Below are 17,300 nucleotides of genomic sequence, written 5' to 3'. Positions count from 1 at the left end.
AGAGCGGGAGGGTCCACTGGACGTGACACCACGGCACCGGTGGCTCGGATACAGCGAGCAAGACCCGCAAGCGATGGGTTCCCCTGCTGCACCACATGGAGGGCGTACCGTGCACCGCCGGCACAACGGACTGAGGACCGCAGTACTCCTCGGGGGACTGTCCGCCCTCATCATCGTCATCGGCAGCTTCTTCGGCCGCACGGGGCTGGTCGTCGCGGTCCTGGTCGCGCTGGGCACGAACGCGTACGCGTACTGGAACAGCGACAAGCTGGCGCTGCGTGCGATGCGCGCCCGCCCGGTGAGCGAGTTCGAGGCCCCGGCGCTCTACCGCATGGTCCGAGAGCTCTCCACCCAGGCCCGTCAGCCCATGCCGCGCCTGTACATCTCCCCGACGGAGGCCCCCAACGCCTTCGCCACCGGCCGCAACCCGCGCAACGCCGCCGTGTGCTGCACCGAAGGCATCCTGCGCCTCCTCGACGAACGGGAGCTGCGCGGTGTCATCGGCCACGAGCTCAGCCACGTCTACAACCGCGACATCCTGATCTCGTCGGTCGCCGGCGCCCTCGCCTCCGTGATCATGTTCCTGGTCAACTTCGCCTGGCTCATCCCGATCGGCCGCTCGGACGACGACGACGGCCCCGGCCTCCTCGGCATGCTGCTGATCATGATCCTGGGCCCGCTCGCGGCGAGCCTGATCCAGCTGGCCATCAGCCGCTCCCGGGAGTACGAGGCCGACGCGTCCGGCGCCCAGCTCACCGGCGATCCCCTCGCACTCGCCGGCGCCCTGCGCAAGCTGGAGGCGGGCACCAAGCAGCTGCCGCTGCCGCCCGAGCCGCGCATCGAGACCGCGAGCCACATGATGATCGCGAACCCTTTCCGCCCGGGGCAGGGGCTGTCCAAGATGTTCTCGACGCACCCGCCGATGGCGGAACGTATCGCCCGGCTCGAGAAGATGGCAGGTCGTCTCCAGTGAAAACCATCCTGAACGTCATATGGCTCGTCCTGAGCGGCTTCTGGCTGTTCCTCGGCTACCTGGCGGCGGGCATCCTTCTGTGCGTCACCATCATCGGGATCCCGTTCGGCGTCGCGGCCTTCCGCATCGGCGTCTACGCCCTGTGGCCCTTCGGGTACACGACGGTCGAGCGGCGCGACGCGGGCGCACCCTCCTGCCTCGGCAACGTCCTCTGGCTGGTCCTCGCGGGCTGGTGGCTGGCGATCGCTCACATCGTCACGGGTCTCGCGCTGTGCGTCACCATCATCGGGATCCCGTTCGGCATCGCCAACTTCAAGCTGATCCCGGTCTCGCTGATGCCGCTCGGACGCGAGATCGTGCGGACGGACCAAGCGTTCGCATCGCGCTGAGCAGCGACGATGTCGTCGGGGGCGGCCCCTCCACCCCCCGTCCGGGTGACCAGGTTTTCCACAGCCCGAGGGCTGTCCACAGGCCGGCCCGGTTGTCAGTGCCGCGCTGCATCATGAACCCATGACCGAGAACGAGCAGTTGCTGGCACGAGTGGCCGAGAAGGCGCGGAACACCCGTCCCTGGGGCTGGGATTCGCTCCCCGCCCCCGTCGACGCGGCCACCCTGACCCGCGCCGAGGCCGCCCTGGGCTTCCCCCTGCCCCCGCTGCTCGCCGATCTCTACCTGCGGATAGGGGACGGCGGATTCGGTCCGGAGTACGGCCTGTTGCCCCTCCTCGACGGCCCGCCGGCCGGTGAGCCCGCCGCCGTCGTGCAGTACCTCGCCAACCGCGCCGACGCCCGCAAGGACCCTCACTGGCCGTGGCCCGAGGGCGTCCTGCCGATATCCCACTGGGGCTGTGCCATGTACGCGTGTGTGGACTGCCACAGCCCTCAGGCACCGGTCTTGCTCTTCGAGCCGAACGCGGACGACGCCGACCACGCCTGGTTCATCGACGCTCCCAGTCTCACGGAATGGCTGCGCGCCTGGGTCGACGGCACGGGCTGGTACGAGCAGACGGCCGAGGGCATGGACCTGGCGCCCTGGACCGACCTCCGCATACGCACGACGCGGACTGGAGCCTGACCCGGGCCCGACGCGACACAGGACGACCGCGCACGCCCGGCGGTGCCCGCGGCGACGCTCCCTGCGGTGCGGGCACGGCGTCGACCCTCGGCCCTGTCCAGCCCTGCCCGTTCGGTGTCGCCTCCGGCCCGTTCCCGCGCCCTCGGCACGTCCCACAGCCGTGGCCCCTTCCCGCGCCCGCCCTCGCCCCGGCCCGCTACCGCGCGGCCATCCACCTTCGAGCCCAGAACGCCACCACACCCACCACCAGCACACCCGCGCCCACGACCACCGACACTGCCGGCAGCGCGAAGGCGAGGACCGCGCAGCCGAAGAGGCCGAGCGCCGGCAGCGCCCGCGCCGTCGCAGCCCGGTCGAGGGTCCAGGCCGAGGCGTTGGCCACCGCGTAGTAGGCCAGCACACCGAAGGAGGAGAAGCCGATGGCGCCCCGCACGTCCACCGTGGCGGCGAGGACGGCGACCACCGCGCCCACGGCCAGCTCGGCCCGGTGGGGCACCTGGAAACGGGGATGCACGACCGACAGCGCGCCGGGCAGGTGCCGGTCCCTGGCCATGGCCAGCGTGGTCCGCGAGACGCCCAGGATCAGGGCGAGCAGCGAACCCAGCGCGGCCACGGCCGCGCCTGCCCGCACCACCGGCGCCAGCCCCGGCACCCCGGCCGCCCGCACCGCGTCGGCCAGCGGCGCGGCCGCGTGCCCGAGCCGGTCGGGACCCAGCACGGAAAGGACGGCCACCGCCACGCTCGCGTACACGACGAGCGCGATGCCCAGGGCCAGCGGGATCGCCCGCGGGATGGTGCGCGCCGGATCCCGTACCTCCTCGCCGAGCGTGGCGATGCGCGCGTACCCGGCGAACGCGAAGAACAGCAGACCGGCCGCCTGCAGCACCCCGCCCGCGCCGCCGGACGCCCCGACGTCCAGCCGCCCGGCGTCGGACGCGCCGGAGCCCAGACACACGACCACCACGGAAGCGAGGACAGCCAGGACCACCGCCACGATCGCCCGTGTCAGCCAGGCGGACTTCTGGATGCCGCCGTAGTTCACCGCGGTCAGCGCCACCACGGCCGCGACGGCGACCGCGTGCGCCTGCGTGGGCCACACGTACGTCCCCACGGTGAGTGCCATCGCCGCGCAGGAGGCCGTCTTCCCGACCACGAACGACCAGCCCGCGAGATAGCCCCAGAACTCCCCGAGCCGCTCGCGCCCGTACACGTACGTGCCGCCCGACGCCGGGTACCGGGCGGCCAGCCGTGCCGACGCCGTGGCGTTGCAGTAGGCGACCACGGCGGCCACCGCGAGCCCGAGCAGCAGCCCGGACCCGGCCGCGCGTGCCGCGGGCCCCAGCGCGGCGAAGATCCCCGCCCCGACCATCGAGCCGAGTCCGATGACGACGGCGTCCGCCACACCGAGAGTGCGCCGGAGCTCGGGAGCTTCGGCGGCGGAACCGGACTGTGTCATGGCTCGCACCCTACTGATCAGCGCAACCGGGGGATGGCGCGGTGACGTCTTCCCCGACAACGCAGCGCGAACACAGGCGCGGCACGACGCACAGCGGGCCCGGACCGCAGTCACAGGACCGGGACAGTGCGGGCACAGCAAAAGAAGGGCAGGTTCACGGCATGACCATCATCAGCTGGATCCTCCTGGGGCTGTTGGCCGGGGCCATCGCCAAGTTCCTGCTGCCGGGCCGCGACCCGGGCGGCTTCATCGGCACGACGCTCATCGGCATCGCGGGCGCGTTCGTCGGCGGCTGGATATCGGCCCGTTGGCTGGACCACCCGATCACCAAGGACTTCTACGACGGCGCGACCTGGGCCGCGGCGATCGGCGGCTCGCTGGTTCTGCTGATCGCCTACCGGATCCTGTTCGGCAACTCGCGCGACTGAGCGCGCCCTGGACTGAGGTCGGCAACGGGGAAGGACGGGCCCCTCTCGGGCACCCGCCCTCCCCTGCGGCTGGCACGCACGCGCCTCCGGCTCCAACGGCCGTCATCCGCGGCGCAGTTGCGTGCGGACGCGGAGAGGGCGTGAGGCGGGCACCTCGGCCCGTCTCACGCCCTCTCCGCGCCGGGGTCACCGGCCGGTGACCAGCTCACCGATAGTTGACGAACTGCATCGCGAAGTCGAAGTCCTTGCCCTTCAGAAGGGCGATCACGGCCTGCAAATCGTCCCGGCTCTTGGAGCTGACGCGCAGCTCCTCGCCCTGCACCTGGGCCTTGACGCCCTTGGGGCCCTCATCACGGATGATCTTCGCGACCTTCTTCGCGTTCTCCTGGGAGATGCCCTCCTGGATCGACGCGAAGATCTTGTACTCCTTGCCGGAGAGCTGGGGCTCGCCCGCGTCCAGGGCCTTCAGCGAGATGCCGCGCTTGATCAGCTTGGACTGGAAGACGTCGAGGACGGCCTTGACGCGGTCCTCCGAGTTCGCCTCCATGAGGATCTTCTCACCGGACCACGAGATCGAGGCGCCCACGCCCTTGAAGTCGTAACGCTGCGAGATCTCCTTGGCGGCCTGGTTGAGGGCGTTGTCGACCTCCTGCCGCTCGACCTTCGAGACGATGTCGAAACTGGAGTCGGCCATGTCCTGTGGCTCCTTGTATCAGAGTGCGTATCGGGTGCGTTGTCGGCGTACGTGGGGGCGACCGCCGAGCCCGGCGTGGTCCGGGCCGCATCCGGACAAGCCTAGTCACCTGACGCCCTCCAGGAGCAGATCAATCGGGTGGCGAAGCACCCCTGTGCATCGGGTATTGTTTACGTCGTTGCCAGGGAGCACCGCCGAAAAGCGGTTCACCCGGCATCAACCCCGGCGGTGTGCCCGAGCGGCCAAAGGGAGCAGACTGTAAATCTGCCGGCTCAGCCTTCCCAGGTTCGAATCCTGGCGCCGCCACATTGGGGAAGACCCCCTCCGCTCTGCGAGAACGCAGAGCGGAGGGGGTCTCTTCACGTTTCGGGGTGATCTTTCGAGTGCCGGCGCCCTGGGCCGTCGCCGTCGGCGGCCCAGGGCGAGGCAGTCACCTCTTGATCGTCATCCGGAGAGGGGCCAGGTCCGGGCTCGGAGCGGGCGCGTTGCTGCCGGTGGACAGTGGCTGAGCAGTCGTGGTCTGTGACACCACGCCCTTGTAGTACGGCGTGTAGACGTAGTGGGTGCCCACTCCGATGGCCGCACCGATCTTGGGAACTACGGATGCGTCGACCGATGCGCCACCGCCGAAGACGGCCACGTGGTACATGCTCGACGACATACGCATCAGGTACCGCTTGGTGTCGTACGGCAGCGAGGTGGTGTCGGTCCACAGCAGCGGACCGTACGTGGTCATCGCCGACGACGCGGAGACACCGTCGCGCCAACTGCCCACGGAAGCCACCGCGGCATTCGAAGGCAGCGACCACCACAGGTCGGCGAGGCGCATGGCGTTCGACTGCGGAGTGGCGCCGGCGACCCGGTAATAGCTGTACTTGCTGGGCCAGTTCGGCATCTTGCCGGCGTTGTACGCCTTGGCCAGTGCCGACTCGGCGTCGGTCCCCACCGTGATGATCTTCGTCGTGCTCGGACTGTACTTGTTGAGGTACCCGTAGACCGACGACGTCATGGTCGTGCCGTCGGTCAGCACGACGTTCGCGGTTCCGGAGCTGCCCATGGAACCGGCGGCGGAGCTCGCCGCCATGGCGTTGTGGTAGTCGGTGCCGGTTGCCAGGAAGATGTACTTCGGCGTGCTGGTGACGGTCTTCGCCACGGCCACCGAGGTGGAGTAGCGCGAGGTGCCGGACAGCCGCTTGGCCACGTAGCCGAGCGACGTCACCTTGGAGGCCACCGTGCTGTTGAGGATCGTGCTTCCGCCGATCAGGTAGACCGTCTTGCCCTTCGGCAGCATGCGCTTGAGTTCCGTCTGCACCGAGGAGTCCAGGCCCGTGCGGGAGGTCATCAGCACCGGCCCCCGCTTCTTGCCGGCCAGCGATGTCGCGGTCGTGGCGTACGCCGCGTCGGATTTGCTGATGAGCACGGCCGCGTTGGCGTTCCTCAAGCCGGGAGTGCTCGTACCGACGGTGTTCCAGGTCCACTTGGACGCGGCGATGTTCGTGCCGTAATTGTCGGAACCCCAGACACGGGAGATCGCGTTGTCACGGAGTGGCTGCCAGGCCACGTTGGTGCCGTCGGCCATGGGCACCTGGGTCTGCGTACCCGTGCCGAGGTCGTGGATCCAGACCTGCGGGCCCTGGGCGACGTCCGGATTGCCGGAGACGTAGATGTCGTACGCGATCCGGCCGCCCTGCGGCGACCAGGCGGGACGGTAGTGGTCGGTCGCGTCGGTGGTGAGCTGGGTCAGCCCGGTGCCGTCGGTCCTGACCGTGAAGATCTGCTTGTGCCCGTCGATCGACCGGGTGAAGGCCACCGACTGGCCGTCGGGGGAGATGCTCGGCTGGTTCGCGTCGGCGGCCACCTTGGTGAACGCGCCGGAACGGCCGTTGTAGACCCAGACGGCCGGGGTGCCGGCCGTGGCGCAACTGGTCCCCGTCCGTACGAAGGCGAGCATGCCGTTCACCGCGCCGCTCGGCTGGGAGTCGCAGCCATCGACATCGGTGCCGAAGAGGGCCTTGGGCGTACGGGTGCCGTCCGCCGCGGTCAGGCGCAGCCGCCCACCGGCCGTGAAGACGATGTCGCCGCCGCCGTACCAGAAGGTCGGATCCTGCGGATGCCAGCCGCTGCCCGACGGCATGGCGATGCTGATGCCGATGTCCTCGGAATCGGCCCATGCCGTGCCGATGCGGTCGCCGTTCACGAAGGCGACCTGACTGCCGTCGGCGGACCAGGCGCCCTGGTTTCCGGACGTGCCGAACTGGGAGTTCCAGGACCCGTCGGTGTTGATGAAGTGCATCCAGCCGCCGACGTCCGTGTACAGCAGCTTCCCGTCGGTGGCGGGCCAGCTGCCGGGGACGGCTGCCGCCGGTCCCGGAAGCGCGGCGACGAGCCCCGCCGCGAGCGTGGCGGTGCCGGTGAGCGCGGCAAGTATGCGGCGCATACGCATGTTCAAGGTGCCCCCACAAGTGAATGGATGGCTGCCGTGCACTCTCCCCCGAGGTGAACGGACGGCGTCGTGATCGTCCGCACGGCAGCGGCGAAACATTAGTGGCGGCCCGCGGCAGCTGTGAAGGCAGGGGACCCGCGGCAAGGGGCGGGCGGAGGCCGGACGGGCCTCGATCCGGATGGTCCTTGATCGGGGCGGTCGGCTCACCCGTCCAGGAATCCCAGTGCGGTGTCCGGGTGGCACTGCGGGCAGGGTCTGACGCCCTCGGTGAGTGCGCGCAGTGCCTGCTCCCGGCTCGCGGCGCGGCTGCGCCTGGCCGCGTTCCAGCAGCCGCCGACGTGGACGTACACCGCGGTCCCGCGGTTCAGGCCCGGCTCGATCAGCCAGTCCGGGGCGGGAGGACGGGCCTTGACGCCGCGCTGCCGCTCGGCCTCGCGGCGTTCCTCGTCGGCGATCCACCGGCGGGTGCGCTCCAGGTCCCGCACCTGCACGCGCTCCAGGAAGCGGAGCAGGGTGAGCCGCGAGGGGCCAGAGTCGTTCACATGTTCGATTCTATCCGCTCTGGTGGTTCTGCGGCCGGGACGGCGTGCCGCGGTGGTGCGGTCAGGGAGGGCTGTCCGTCCGGTGTGGCGGGAGGGCGCCGCCCCCAGCGCCGCCCCGGCGCCGCCCCGCTCGTTCGGCGGTGTCCGCGCCTGCCTGCGCCTGCCCGCGCTGGTTCGCTGCGGGCGGGTGACTCATTGCCTTGCCGCAGGCCTTCGCGTACAACCCTCCGGCCCTTCCGGTGGTCTTCTCTTCGCCGACCCTGACGCTGTCATGTCACCCTGCCACGCCCTGCCACGCCACGTCATGCCACGTCGGGTCTGCCGTGGACGCGCGGCGGGGTCGCACCGGTCGGCGCGTCGATCGTCGTTCCGGATGCCGCCTCTGGAGGAGCCCGTGCGCAAGCGCACTCTGCTGATGTCCGCGACACTGCTGGCCTCGGGGCTCACCCCGCTCGTCGCGGCGAGTGCCGGTGCAGCCGCCGGCGCGCCGGGCGACCTGAACAAGGACGGTTACCGCGATGTCGTCGTCTCCGCGCCCGACGCCAAGGTGGCGGGTCACGCCAAGGCCGGTGCCGTGGTCGTGATGTACGGCACCTCGCACGGCATCGACCCCTCCAGGCGCGCCCTGCTGACGCAGAACTCCACCGGGGTTCCCGGGACCGCCGAGGCCGGTGACCGGTTCGGCGCCGCCGTCGTCGTGTACGACCTCAACCGCGACGGCTACAGCGACGTGGTCGTGGGAGCCCCCGGCGAGGACGTGGCCGGCGACGACGGTGGCGGCTCGGTCACGGTCGTCTACGGCACCGCGTCCGGCCTGACCAAGGGCAAGACGGTCGACGACCCGTGGCCGAACTCGCACGACGCCTACGGCCGTACCCTCGCCGTCGGCGTCTACGACGGGCTGAACCCGGTCAACGACGGCAAGCTGTCGATAGCCGTCGGCGCCAACGACGCCGAGGTGACCTTCATGCCGGCGGACCTGTCGGCGCAGTCCGGCACCTCCGGCAACGGCTTCGCGTTCAACCCGGCGTACGGCATCGTCGCGATGACCCCGATCGACCTGCCCAACACCGACGACGACCGCCTGATCGTCCACGGCCGGGGCGACTGGGACGGCGGCTGGGGCTACGACGGGACCGGCGACGACCCCCGTACGCACCTCGCCGATCCGGCCGGTTTCCAGGACGCCACCCTGCCCGCGGGCACGGTGTCGGCGGTCGGCGACCTGAACGGCAACGGCGCTCCCGACCTCGTCATCGGCAACCCCGAGGACCCGTCGCAGAGCCCGGACACCTCACTCGGCGGCCGGGTCACGGTCTACTACGACGCCGGGTACTCGGGCTCCCCGAGCCGGGTCGAGACGATCACGCAGGACACGCCGGGGGTGGCCGGTTCCGGCGAGGCCAAGGACCGTTTCGGCGCCTCGGTCGCCATCGGTGACACCGACAAGGACGGCCGGGCGGACCTCGTGATCGGCGCCCCGGGCGAGAACGGCGGCAGCGGCGCCGTCACCGTCGTACGCGGTACCAGCGCGGAACTGGACACCGCACACGCCCGCACCTGGACGCAGAACAGCTCCGGCGTTCCGGGCAGTTCGGAGACGGGCGACGCCTTCGGCGCGGCCCTGCGCGTGCTCGACACGAACAAGGACGGCTACGCGGACCTCGTCATAGGCGCCCCCGGCGAGAACGGCGGCGCGGGCGCCCTGTGGTCGCTGCGGGGCTCGGCGGTCTCCGTCACCGCGGCCGCCGCGACCAGCGTCAGCACCGGCGGCGTGGGCCTCGGCTCGGCCGGCGCCGGCCGCTTCGGAGGTGTGGTGACCAGCCGGTGACGCGCCCCCGGCCCGCCGGCCCCACCAGGGTCCGCCCCACCCACACCCGCCGTCCCGTCCAGTCCGCCCGTCCCGTCCAGTCCGCCCCCGAGTCCGGAGTCGTCATGTCCTCCCGCGCCCCCGCCACCTCCGCCCGCGTCCCGGCTCGCGCCTTCGCCTCGCGGCTGGTCGCCTCCGCCATCGCCGTGTGCGCGGCCGCCACACTGACCGTCGTCGCGCTGCCGGCCGGTCCCGCGGCGGCGGCCGGTGCCCCGTACAAGGGCGCCAACACGGCGGCCGTGCAGGACGACTTCAACGGCGACGGCTACCGCGACCTGGCCGTCGGCGCGCCCGGCGCCGCCAACGGCACGGTCGACGCCGCGGGCGCGGTCGTCGTGCTGTACGGCTCGGCCGGCGGGGTCTCGGCCTCCCGGCGCACGGTCATCACGCAGGCCACGGCCGGCATCCCCGGCGCGCCGGAGGAATGGGACGAGTTCGGCAGCGCGGTCGCCTCCGCGGACCTGGACCGTGACGGCTACGCCGACCTGCTGATCGGCACCCCGGACGAGTCCGCGGGCACCATGTGGGGCATCGGCTCGCTCACCGTGGTGTGGGGCAGCGCCGGCGGCCTCAAGGGCGGAGCGGCCGTCTCACCGCCGACCGGCCTGGACGAGGGCTGCGGCTTCGCCGCCGGCATCGCGGTGGGTGACGTCACCGGCGACGGAGCCCCCGATGTGGCGGTCACCGGCGACTGCGGCGCCACCACGTACAACGGGCCGTTCACCCGCACCGGTGCGCCGGCCCGGCGGGCCTTCGTGAACGCCCTGGGCACCAACCGCGGTGTCGTCGTGGGGGACGTCGACGGCGACGGAAGGGCCGAGCGCTTCTGGCTGCCCGGTCCCACCGACGGAGACGTCAGCGGGCCCGTCTTCGCCGAGGGGCACGACGGCCGGTACACCGAACTGCCTCTCGCCGACGGCCTGTCCGGCCGGATCGGCGACATCGACGGCGACGGCTACGGCGACCTGGTCACCGGGGTGCCCTACGACGCGTCCCTGACGTCCGGTTCCACCCCGGCCCACCGCGGCGGCGAGATCCAGATCCTCTACGGCGGCCCGCAGGGCATCACACCGGACCAGAAACCGCAGGTCATCCACCAGGACACCGCCGGGGTGCCCGGTGCGGGCGAGGACGGCGACCAGTTCGGGGCGTCGCTCAGCGTCGGCGACACCGACGGCGACAAGTACGCCGATGTCGTCGTCGGCGCTCCGGGCGAGGCGCTGGGATCCGCCAAGGCCGCGGGACAGGCGACGCTGCTGCGCGGTTCGGCCGCCGGTCTGACCGCGACCGGCTCGCGCGCCTACACCCAGAACACGGCCGGCGTGCCCGGAACCGCGGAGACCGGGGATCAGTTCGCCGCGGCGACGCATCTCGTCGACGTCACCAAGGACGGCAGGGCGGAGGTGGCGGTCGGCGTCCCGGGCGAGAACCTCGACGGCCTGCTGTGGACGGCCCGGGGATCCACGGCCGGCCCGGTGACCAGCGGGTCCACGACGATCAGCGGAACCGGGGCCGGACTCGGGCGCCGGTACTCGGAGATCGAGTTCGGCGGTGCCCTCCCCGGAGCCCGCTCCACGGTCTGACGGCCGGGAGGCGGTCCCTGCGGTCAGGCGGACTCGGACGCCGAACCGCTGGACGCCTCCTGCGCGGCGCGGCGGTACTCGGCGTTGATGCGCTGAGCCTCTTCGAGCTGGTCCTCGAGGATGACGATGCGGCAGGCAGCCTCGATCGGCGTCCCCCGGTCGACGAGTTCGCGGGCGCGCGCTGCGATCCGCAGCTGGTAGCGGGAGTACCGGCGGTGCCCGCCCTCGGAGCGGAGCGGCGTGATCAGGCGGGCTTCGCCGATGGCTCGGAGGAAGCCCGGGGTCGTGCCGAGCATCTCGGCGGCCCGGCCCATCGTGTATGCGGGGTAATCGTCGTCTTCCAGGCGGTCGTTGAGGGGGCTGTCTGCTGTCATTTCACCTCGTTGCGCACGCGTCGAGGGGCCCCTGGTGCCGTGCGGCACCGGGGCCCCGAGGAAATTGAACACCATCTGTCGGCGCTATCGCTGCGCCGACCTCGTCTTTCCGCTGTCCGGCTCGTTACGGGCCGGGTGCGGGGATCGCAGCTCCGTGACGGTGGACCACCATCCCATCCGGGTCCTCGCGGTACCCGGTCCGAGGGCGTTCGGGCCGGGCGATCCTGATGGCGTCTGCTCCTCCGTTCCTGTCGAGTCTTACTGTCTTCAAGAAAAAGCGTAAGCCTGCGGGAAGCGAATGTCTACTCTGACAAAGATAGATTTTGAGCTCGGGAGGGCCCTGGGCGGACCACGGAACGTTCTGCCGGACCACGGAACGTTCTGCTGGACCAGGGATGGCCTGGAGAGACAGTTGTGGGCCCTGCCGACACGCGTCGGCAGGGCCCACAACTGTTCTGGCGGCGGGATCCGCCGTTCACGCACCCAGTGGGCCGCTGTCGCCGAGCAGTGCCGCCGCGGTCTGGAGGGGAGTGAGGTTCTGCGCCGGCTCGGCGGAGGGAGCGGCGTGGCAGGTGAAGCCGAGGCGGGTCATGGCGCGGGTGACCTCACCGCTGGTGAAGTCACGACGGTCCTGCCGGGTGATGATCTGGCCCACCTGCTTGACGGGGTAGCGGCGGCGGCCGATGGTGACGGACTCTCCCGTGACGAGTTCGGGCGTGACGCCCTTCATCGACTCCAGCACTCCGGCCTTGGTCAGCTCGAACGGGTAGCGGGCGATGATGCAGCGCATGATGCCTCACAGTGGGAAGAGGGAACGGAGGGGGCCCTGGTCAGGTGAACCAGTGGAAGGTGTCCACGACGCGTGCGGCTCATGCGACACATGCGGCTCGTGCGACACGTGCGGTCTTAGGCGGCGGCCAAGGGTCCGTCGAGGACGTCCCGCAGCCGGATCCGGTCCGTGTACGTGGCACTTTCACGGAGGACCGCGAGTCGGGCCAGGGTGATCCGGCCCGTGCTCTGGTCGTCCCTGTCGCACAGGGTCAGGTGCTCGACCCGGGCGGCGGCCATGACGGCCAGGGCGACCTCCACCGTCATGTCGTCACGGACCCGTGGTCCGCAGGTGTCCACATCTGCCGGGCTCCCGGGACCGGAAGCCGGCCCACGGTCCTGAATCCGGTCCTGCGTCAAGGTGCCTCCTGAGGCGCTGACCCGGACGGACCGGACGGGCCGAACGGGCGAAACCGGCTGGACGGGCGCAGCCGGCCGGACGGGTGGAACCGGCTGGACCAGCGGGACAACCGGCGGGGTGAGAGGTACGAACGCGGCAGGCGCCTGGCGCCGCACGGCGGTTACGCGGCCGATCCGTAGGCGCGCTGCCGCCGCGGCCTGCGACGGGCCGCTTCACCGGCCGGGCGGCCCTCGACAGCGCGCTCCCCACGACCGGTCCCGCCGGTCCCGCCGTTTTCGCCGCTCTCGCCGCTCCGGGCGTTACCGCCACCGTCGCGGGCGTCACGAGCCTCACGACGGTCACCGCCGCCGCGGCTGCCGCGTCCGCCACGCCCCCCGCGGCTGCGTGACGAGGAGGACGCGCGGCGAGGGCTCTCCGTCTCCGGCGCCGCGATGACGACCGGGACGCCGGAGGGGGTCTGGGCCCCCGTGATGCGGCTCAGCTCCTCGTCACCCGGGCGCACCTGAGTGATCCGCGGGGTGATGCCGGCCGAGGCCATCAGGCGGCTCATGTCGCGGCGCTGATCGGGCGTCACCAGGGTGACCACGCTGCCGGACTCGCCGGCGCGGGCCGTACGGCCGCCGCGGTGCAGGTAGTCCTTGTGGTCGCTGGGGGGATCGACGTTGACGACCAGATCGAGGTTGTCGACGTGGATGCCGCGCGCGGCGACGTTGGTGGCCACCAGGACGGTCACGTGCCCGCTCTTGAACTGCGTGAGGGTCCGCGTGCGCTGCGGCTGCGACTTGCCGCCGTGCAGGGCCGCGGCGCGGATGCCGCTGCTCAGCAGGTGCTTCGTCAGCCGGTCCACCGCGTGCTTGGTGTCCAGGAACATGATCACGCGACCGTCGCGCGCCGCGATGTCGGTGGTCGTCCGGTGCTTGTCCGCGTCGTGCACGTGCAGCACGTGGTGCTCCATCGTGGTGACCGCGCCCGCCGACGGGTCGACGGAGTGGACCACCGGGTCGCTGAGGTAGCGGCGCACCAGCAGGTCGACGTTCCGGTCCAGGGTGGCCGAGAAGAGCATCCGCTGACCTCCCGGACGCACCTGGTCGAGCAGGGCGGTGACCTGGGGCATGAAGCCCATGTCGGCCATCTGGTCGGCCTCGTCCAGGACGGTGATGTCGACGTCGTCCAGCCGGCAGTCACCACGGCCGATCAGGTCCTTCAGCCGCCCGGGCGTCGCGACCACGACCTCCGCCCCGCCCCGCAGCGCGCCCGCCTGCCTGCCGATCGACGTTCCGCCGACCACGGTGGCCAGCCGCAGCCCGAGGGGACGGGCGTACGGGGTGAGCGCGTCGGTGACCTGCTGGGCGAGTTCGCGGGTGGGAACGAGGACGAGGGCCAGCGGCTGCCGGGGCTCCGCGCGTCGTCCCGCGGTCCGGGCCAGGAGCGCGAGACCGAAGGCGAGCGTCTTGCCCGAACCGGTGCGACCGCGGCCGAGCACGTCCCGCCCGGCCAGCGAGTTCGGCAGGGTCGCCGCCTGGATCGGGAACGGTACGGTCACCCCTTCATGACCCAGCGCGGCCAGCAGCCGCGCCGGCAGGGCGAGTTCGGCGAACGACTCGACGGCGGGCAGCGGAGGCGTGACCGTCTCCGGCAGTGCGAACTCGGCAGGCGCGGCCGGTCGGTTGCCGTACCCCCGCGAGCGGCGCGGAGAGCCGGAGCGGTGGGCGCCGGAGCCCCCTCGGGAGCGGTCGTAGGTGCGGGACGTGCGGGCGCGATTCATGCGGAACCTTCCTTGTCGCGGCACATGGCATTGATGCGGCACGTGCAAGGAATTCCCGCAGCGAATGAGCGGCGCAGAGAATTGCGAGAACGAGCCAAAGTCGTCGTACGACGGTCGGGGTGACGGAGAATGCGCCACCGCCGGTACTGCGGAGGAGCCTTTCGTCAGGCGCCCCTGAATACAGCGAGTCGGGGCCCGCACCCCTAGGCGCGGGCCCCAACTGCGAAGTGTGTGACGGTGCGGTATGTCAGGCGGGAACGATGTTCTCGGCCGTCAGGCCCTTCTGGCCCTGCGCGATGTCGAAGGACACCTTCTGGCCCTCCAGCAGCTCGCGGAAGCCCTGGGCGGCGATGTTCGAGTAGTGGGCGAAGACGTCGGCGCCGCCGCCGTCCTGCTCGATGAAGCCGAAGCCCTTTTCCGCGTTGAACCACTTCACGGTTCCAGTAGCCATTTCATTTCTCCTTCGGAGGCGGTGTCGGGAATCCGCCCTGTGCGGGTTCCGTGTCGCCGTGATGATGACGCCGTAGGAAGAAATGAACCTTCTGGCAATCACACCTGCAACTGAGATCGACAGTAGCATGGCGCGACCGGCCCTGCACTGTCGATGATTTCGCCCTGGTCCGGCGGTCGGGAATACTCGGTGCGCGCCGTGCCTAATTCTCACTTCGCGAACACAGATATTGGCTCGCCGGTCGCGGTGTTTCCTGGCGGCGGCCGGGCGGTCGCGGAGCCCTGACCTCCCGCGAAGCCGGACGTACGGCCACCGACGCCACCGGCGCCCGGTATGCGGCGGGACACCCACGGGACGCCCTGCGGCGACGAAGGTCACAATCTCCCGGCACCGCGATCCTGCCAGAGAGGAACGCCGGGCCGCTCGGGCAGCAGTGCCGGGCGGCTCGGGCAGCAGCGTCGGGCTGCTCCGGCAACAACGCCGGGCCGCTCCGGCAACAACGCCGGGCCGCTCCGGCAACCGGGAGGTCCGCACCGACTTCAACTGCTTCCTCTCCGAGCACGGCAGCGGGTGCGGCGGCGGGCTGCGGATCACCGACATCCACGGCGAACGACTGGTCGTCGACGGCATCGCGCTCCGGCCGGACGCCGTGCAACCCACCCGCGTGCAGTTCGCCGCCCACTGATCACGTGCGGGGGCCGTGGGACAGGGCCGTGTGGTAGGCACGTCGGCATGGGACGGATCGACTACCTGCACGACCCCGAAGCCCCGCCCGCCGACTCCGTCGTGCCCGCCGTCGTGGCCCTCGTGCGCGACGACGCGGGGCGGGTGCTGATGGTGCAGCGGTCCGACAACGGACGCTGGGCCCTGCCCGGAGGCGGTCACGACGTGGGGGAGTCCATCAGCGACACGGTGGTCCGCGAGGTCCGCGAGGAGACCGGGATCGATGTGGAGGTCGTCGGCCTGACCGGCATCTACACCGACCCCGGCCACGTGATGCGGTACGACGACGGGGAGGTCCGCCAGCAGTTCAGCATCTGCTTCCGGGCACGCCCCACGGGCGGCGGACTCCGCACGAGCGACGAGACCACCCAGGTCCGCTGGGTCGACCCGGCCGACCTGGCCGGACTGGACATCCACCCCACCATGCGCCTGCGGATCGACCACGCCCTGGACCCGACGCGGACCGCCCCCCACATCGGCTGACGCCCGCGGACACGAGTGCCGGCGTCAGGCGCGGGCGGCCGGCCGCCACCCCGACGCGCCTCCGTCCGGGGCACACTGACCACATGTCCACTCGTCGCAGACGCTGCCCCGAATGCCGGCGCGAGATCGCCGTCGTGGCCGGCCGGTTCGCCCGGCACGACCCGCCGGGGGCGCGCGAGAACGGGATGCTCGTCTCCTGCGCCGGCTCCCGCCGCCAGGCCGAATCCGACGCGGCCCAGCCCACGCTCGACGGCTACGTCGTGCCCGAGTTCCCCGGGCAACTGCCCCTCTTCTGAGCGGGCGCGACCGACCGCGAACGCTCGGGCGCGGCGGGGCCGCTCAGGGCCCGGCCACCGACTTAACCGCCACCGACACCGGCGTGGACCCGCTCACCAGCTCCAGGACCAGGCCCGCCGTCGCCGGGGTGTCCACCAGCTCGGCGAGGACGGTGGCGACGTCGTCGCGGGGGACCGCGCCACGACCGGTGTGGGCCTCCAGCCGGACGAGACCGGTGCCGGGGTCGTTCGTCAGGCTGCCGGGGCGCAGGATCGTCCAGTCCAGGGCGTCCAGACTCCGCACATGGGCGTCGGCCGCGCCCTTCGCGCGCAGGTAGGCGTCGAAGACGTCGTCTCCCCGGCGCGCCGGATCCGCGCCCATCGACGACACGACGACATGCCGGCGCACGCCCGCCCGGACCGCGGCGTCCGCGAACAGGATGGCCGCCCCCTTGTCCACCGTGTCCTTGCGGGCCGCCCCGCTGCCCGGACCCGCGCCCGCCGCGAACACCGCCGCGTCCGCGCCCTGCAGATGGGCCGCGACCTCCTCGACGGACACCGACTCCAGGTCCAGAAGAACCGGTTCTGCGCCGGCTTCTCGCAGGTCGTCACCCTGCTCGGCGTGGCGGATGATCCCCGCGACCTCATCACCACGCGCGGCGAGCAGCCGCTCCAGCCGCAGCGCGATCTGACCATGACCACCAGCGATGACTATGCGCATGTCTCCGACCGTACGCCCGGACGGCCGTATCCGCCGCATGACTTGAGCCCACGTCCCCGGGGGCACCCGCACCCCCGGGGACGCCCGGCGCACGCGCCGAGCGCAGGCGCCTGCCTCCCGCACGCCGGGCGCTCGCCCCCGCACACCCGCCCCCCGTACGCCTGCTCCCGGCGCACGCGCCGTGCGGTTTCGCGCCGGGCGCGTACGCCTCCACTGCACAACCCCTGGCTTGCCGAGGCACCCGGGCAGCTGACCA

At 71.6% G+C, this 17,300-nt stretch carries 19 protein-coding genes and 1 tRNA gene; 10 read left to right on the top strand and 10 right to left on the bottom strand.

The window, feature by feature from the left end; translation table 11 throughout:
- The first annotated feature begins 109 nt into the window (after positions 1–109).
- The 3 genes from htpX to VKA29_RS30595 all read left to right on the top strand — a co-directional run bounded on the left by htpX (position 110) and on the right by VKA29_RS30595 (position 2,047).
- Positions 110–973 (top strand): zinc metalloprotease HtpX, encoded by an 864-nt coding sequence (htpX, locus tag VKA29_RS30605; RefSeq protein WP_324789227.1) that lies wholly within the window; start codon positions 110–112, stop codon positions 971–973.
- Complete coding sequence (locus VKA29_RS30600; protein ID WP_324789226.1) at positions 970–1,362, top strand: YccF domain-containing protein; 393 nt, start codon at positions 970–972, stop codon at positions 1,360–1,362. The genes htpX and VKA29_RS30600 overlap by 4 nt, the downstream gene beginning before the upstream one ends.
- Before the next feature lie 121 nt (positions 1,363–1,483).
- Positions 1,484–2,047 carry an SMI1/KNR4 family protein gene (locus VKA29_RS30595; protein WP_324789225.1) on the top strand — a complete coding sequence of 188 codons (564 nt, stop codon included), beginning with the start codon at positions 1,484–1,486 and terminating at the stop codon, positions 2,045–2,047.
- 196 nt (positions 2,048–2,243) lie between these two features.
- Here VKA29_RS30595 and VKA29_RS30590 read toward each other — a convergent pair whose 3' ends face one another.
- Positions 2,244–3,503: an APC family permease gene (locus VKA29_RS30590; RefSeq protein ID WP_324789224.1), complete on the bottom strand. Its 1,260-nt coding sequence runs from the start codon at positions 3,501–3,503 to the stop codon at positions 2,244–2,246.
- 161 nt (positions 3,504–3,664) lie between these two features.
- Between VKA29_RS30590 and VKA29_RS30585 the strand changes: the two genes are divergently transcribed.
- On the top strand, positions 3,665–3,931 hold the full coding sequence (locus tag VKA29_RS30585; RefSeq protein ID WP_324789223.1) for a GlsB/YeaQ/YmgE family stress response membrane protein: 267 nt from the start codon (positions 3,665–3,667) through the stop codon (positions 3,929–3,931).
- Between the two features lie 205 nt (positions 3,932–4,136).
- Here VKA29_RS30585 and VKA29_RS30580 read toward each other — a convergent pair whose 3' ends face one another.
- Positions 4,137–4,625: a YajQ family cyclic di-GMP-binding protein gene (locus tag VKA29_RS30580; protein ID WP_324789222.1), complete on the bottom strand. Its 489-nt coding sequence runs from the start codon at positions 4,623–4,625 to the stop codon at positions 4,137–4,139.
- 224 nt (positions 4,626–4,849) lie between these two features.
- Between VKA29_RS30580 and VKA29_RS30575 the strand changes: the two genes are divergently transcribed.
- A tRNA-Tyr gene (locus VKA29_RS30575) sits at positions 4,850–4,931 on the top strand.
- A gap of 124 nt (positions 4,932–5,055) precedes the next feature.
- On the opposite strand, the gene VKA29_RS30570 is transcribed toward VKA29_RS30575, so the two are convergent.
- Both VKA29_RS30570 and VKA29_RS30565 read right to left on the bottom strand, forming a co-directional pair.
- Complete coding sequence (locus VKA29_RS30570; RefSeq protein ID WP_324789221.1) at positions 5,056–7,062, bottom strand: cell wall-binding repeat-containing protein; 2,007 nt, start codon at positions 7,060–7,062, stop codon at positions 5,056–5,058.
- Between the two features lie 209 nt (positions 7,063–7,271).
- A complete protein-coding gene (locus VKA29_RS30565) occupies positions 7,272–7,610 on the bottom strand; it encodes a DUF6233 domain-containing protein (protein ID WP_324789220.1) in 339 nt (112 codons plus the stop codon).
- Between the two features lie 394 nt (positions 7,611–8,004).
- On the opposite strand from VKA29_RS30565, the gene VKA29_RS30560 reads away from it, so the two are divergent.
- Both VKA29_RS30560 and VKA29_RS30555 read left to right on the top strand, forming a co-directional pair.
- A complete protein-coding gene (locus VKA29_RS30560; protein ID WP_324789219.1) occupies positions 8,005–9,441 on the top strand; it encodes a hypothetical protein in 1,437 nt (478 codons plus the stop codon).
- A gap of 104 nt (positions 9,442–9,545) precedes the next feature.
- Positions 9,546–11,063, top strand: coding sequence for an FG-GAP-like repeat-containing protein (locus VKA29_RS30555; RefSeq protein WP_324789218.1), 1,518 nt, complete (start codon positions 9,546–9,548; stop codon positions 11,061–11,063).
- A 23-nt stretch (positions 11,064–11,086) separates the two neighbouring features.
- Here the strand turns inward: VKA29_RS30555 and VKA29_RS30550 are convergent, their stop codons facing one another.
- From VKA29_RS30550 to VKA29_RS30530, 5 genes are all read right to left on the bottom strand, one after another.
- Positions 11,087–11,437: a MerR family transcriptional regulator gene (locus VKA29_RS30550; protein ID WP_324789217.1), complete on the bottom strand. Its 351-nt coding sequence runs from the start codon at positions 11,435–11,437 to the stop codon at positions 11,087–11,089.
- 475 nt (positions 11,438–11,912) lie between these two features.
- On the bottom strand, positions 11,913–12,227 hold the full coding sequence (locus VKA29_RS30545) for an SCO5918 family protein (RefSeq protein ID WP_324789216.1): 315 nt from the start codon (positions 12,225–12,227) through the stop codon (positions 11,913–11,915).
- 116 nt (positions 12,228–12,343) lie between these two features.
- Positions 12,344–12,610 (bottom strand): CBS domain-containing protein, encoded by a 267-nt coding sequence (locus VKA29_RS30540; RefSeq protein ID WP_420718601.1) that lies wholly within the window; start codon positions 12,608–12,610, stop codon positions 12,344–12,346.
- Positions 12,611–12,786: 176 nt separating this feature from the next.
- Positions 12,787–14,391 carry a DEAD/DEAH box helicase gene (locus VKA29_RS30535; protein WP_324789214.1) on the bottom strand — a complete coding sequence of 535 codons (1,605 nt, stop codon included), beginning with the start codon at positions 14,389–14,391 and terminating at the stop codon, positions 12,787–12,789.
- A 247-nt stretch (positions 14,392–14,638) separates the two neighbouring features.
- Entirely contained in the window at positions 14,639–14,842 is a 204-nt protein-coding gene (locus VKA29_RS30530) for a cold-shock protein (RefSeq protein WP_030173817.1), read from the bottom strand.
- A gap of 433 nt (positions 14,843–15,275) precedes the next feature.
- Here VKA29_RS30530 and VKA29_RS30525 point away from each other — a divergent pair, with 433 nt between their 5' ends.
- The 3 genes from VKA29_RS30525 (at position 15,276) to VKA29_RS30515 (ending at position 16,344) form a co-directional block, all read left to right on the top strand.
- Positions 15,276–15,527, top strand: a complete 252-nt coding sequence (locus VKA29_RS30525; RefSeq protein ID WP_324789262.1) for a hypothetical protein — start codon at positions 15,276–15,278, stop codon at positions 15,525–15,527.
- A gap of 47 nt (positions 15,528–15,574) precedes the next feature.
- The gene (locus VKA29_RS30520; RefSeq protein ID WP_324789213.1) at positions 15,575–16,048 is read left to right on the top strand and encodes an NUDIX domain-containing protein; all 474 of its coding nucleotides are present in this window, start codon (positions 15,575–15,577) and stop codon (positions 16,046–16,048) included.
- Positions 16,049–16,131: 83 nt separating this feature from the next.
- Positions 16,132–16,344 carry a hypothetical protein gene (locus tag VKA29_RS30515; RefSeq protein WP_324789212.1) on the top strand — a complete coding sequence of 71 codons (213 nt, stop codon included), beginning with the start codon at positions 16,132–16,134 and terminating at the stop codon, positions 16,342–16,344.
- A 43-nt stretch (positions 16,345–16,387) separates the two neighbouring features.
- Here VKA29_RS30515 and VKA29_RS30510 read toward each other — a convergent pair whose 3' ends face one another.
- Positions 16,388–17,044 carry an NAD(P)H-binding protein gene (locus tag VKA29_RS30510; RefSeq protein WP_324789211.1) on the bottom strand — a complete coding sequence of 219 codons (657 nt, stop codon included), beginning with the start codon at positions 17,042–17,044 and terminating at the stop codon, positions 16,388–16,390.
- Positions 17,045–17,300: the final 256 nt, after the last annotated feature.

Source organism: Streptomyces sp. H51, assembly GCF_035656535.1.
In the GTDB taxonomy this organism is placed as follows: Bacteria; Actinomycetota; Actinomycetes; order Streptomycetales; family Streptomycetaceae; genus Streptomyces.
The sequence above is the reverse complement of the archived record's forward strand: the minus strand, read 5'-3'. Positions and strand labels throughout refer to the sequence as shown.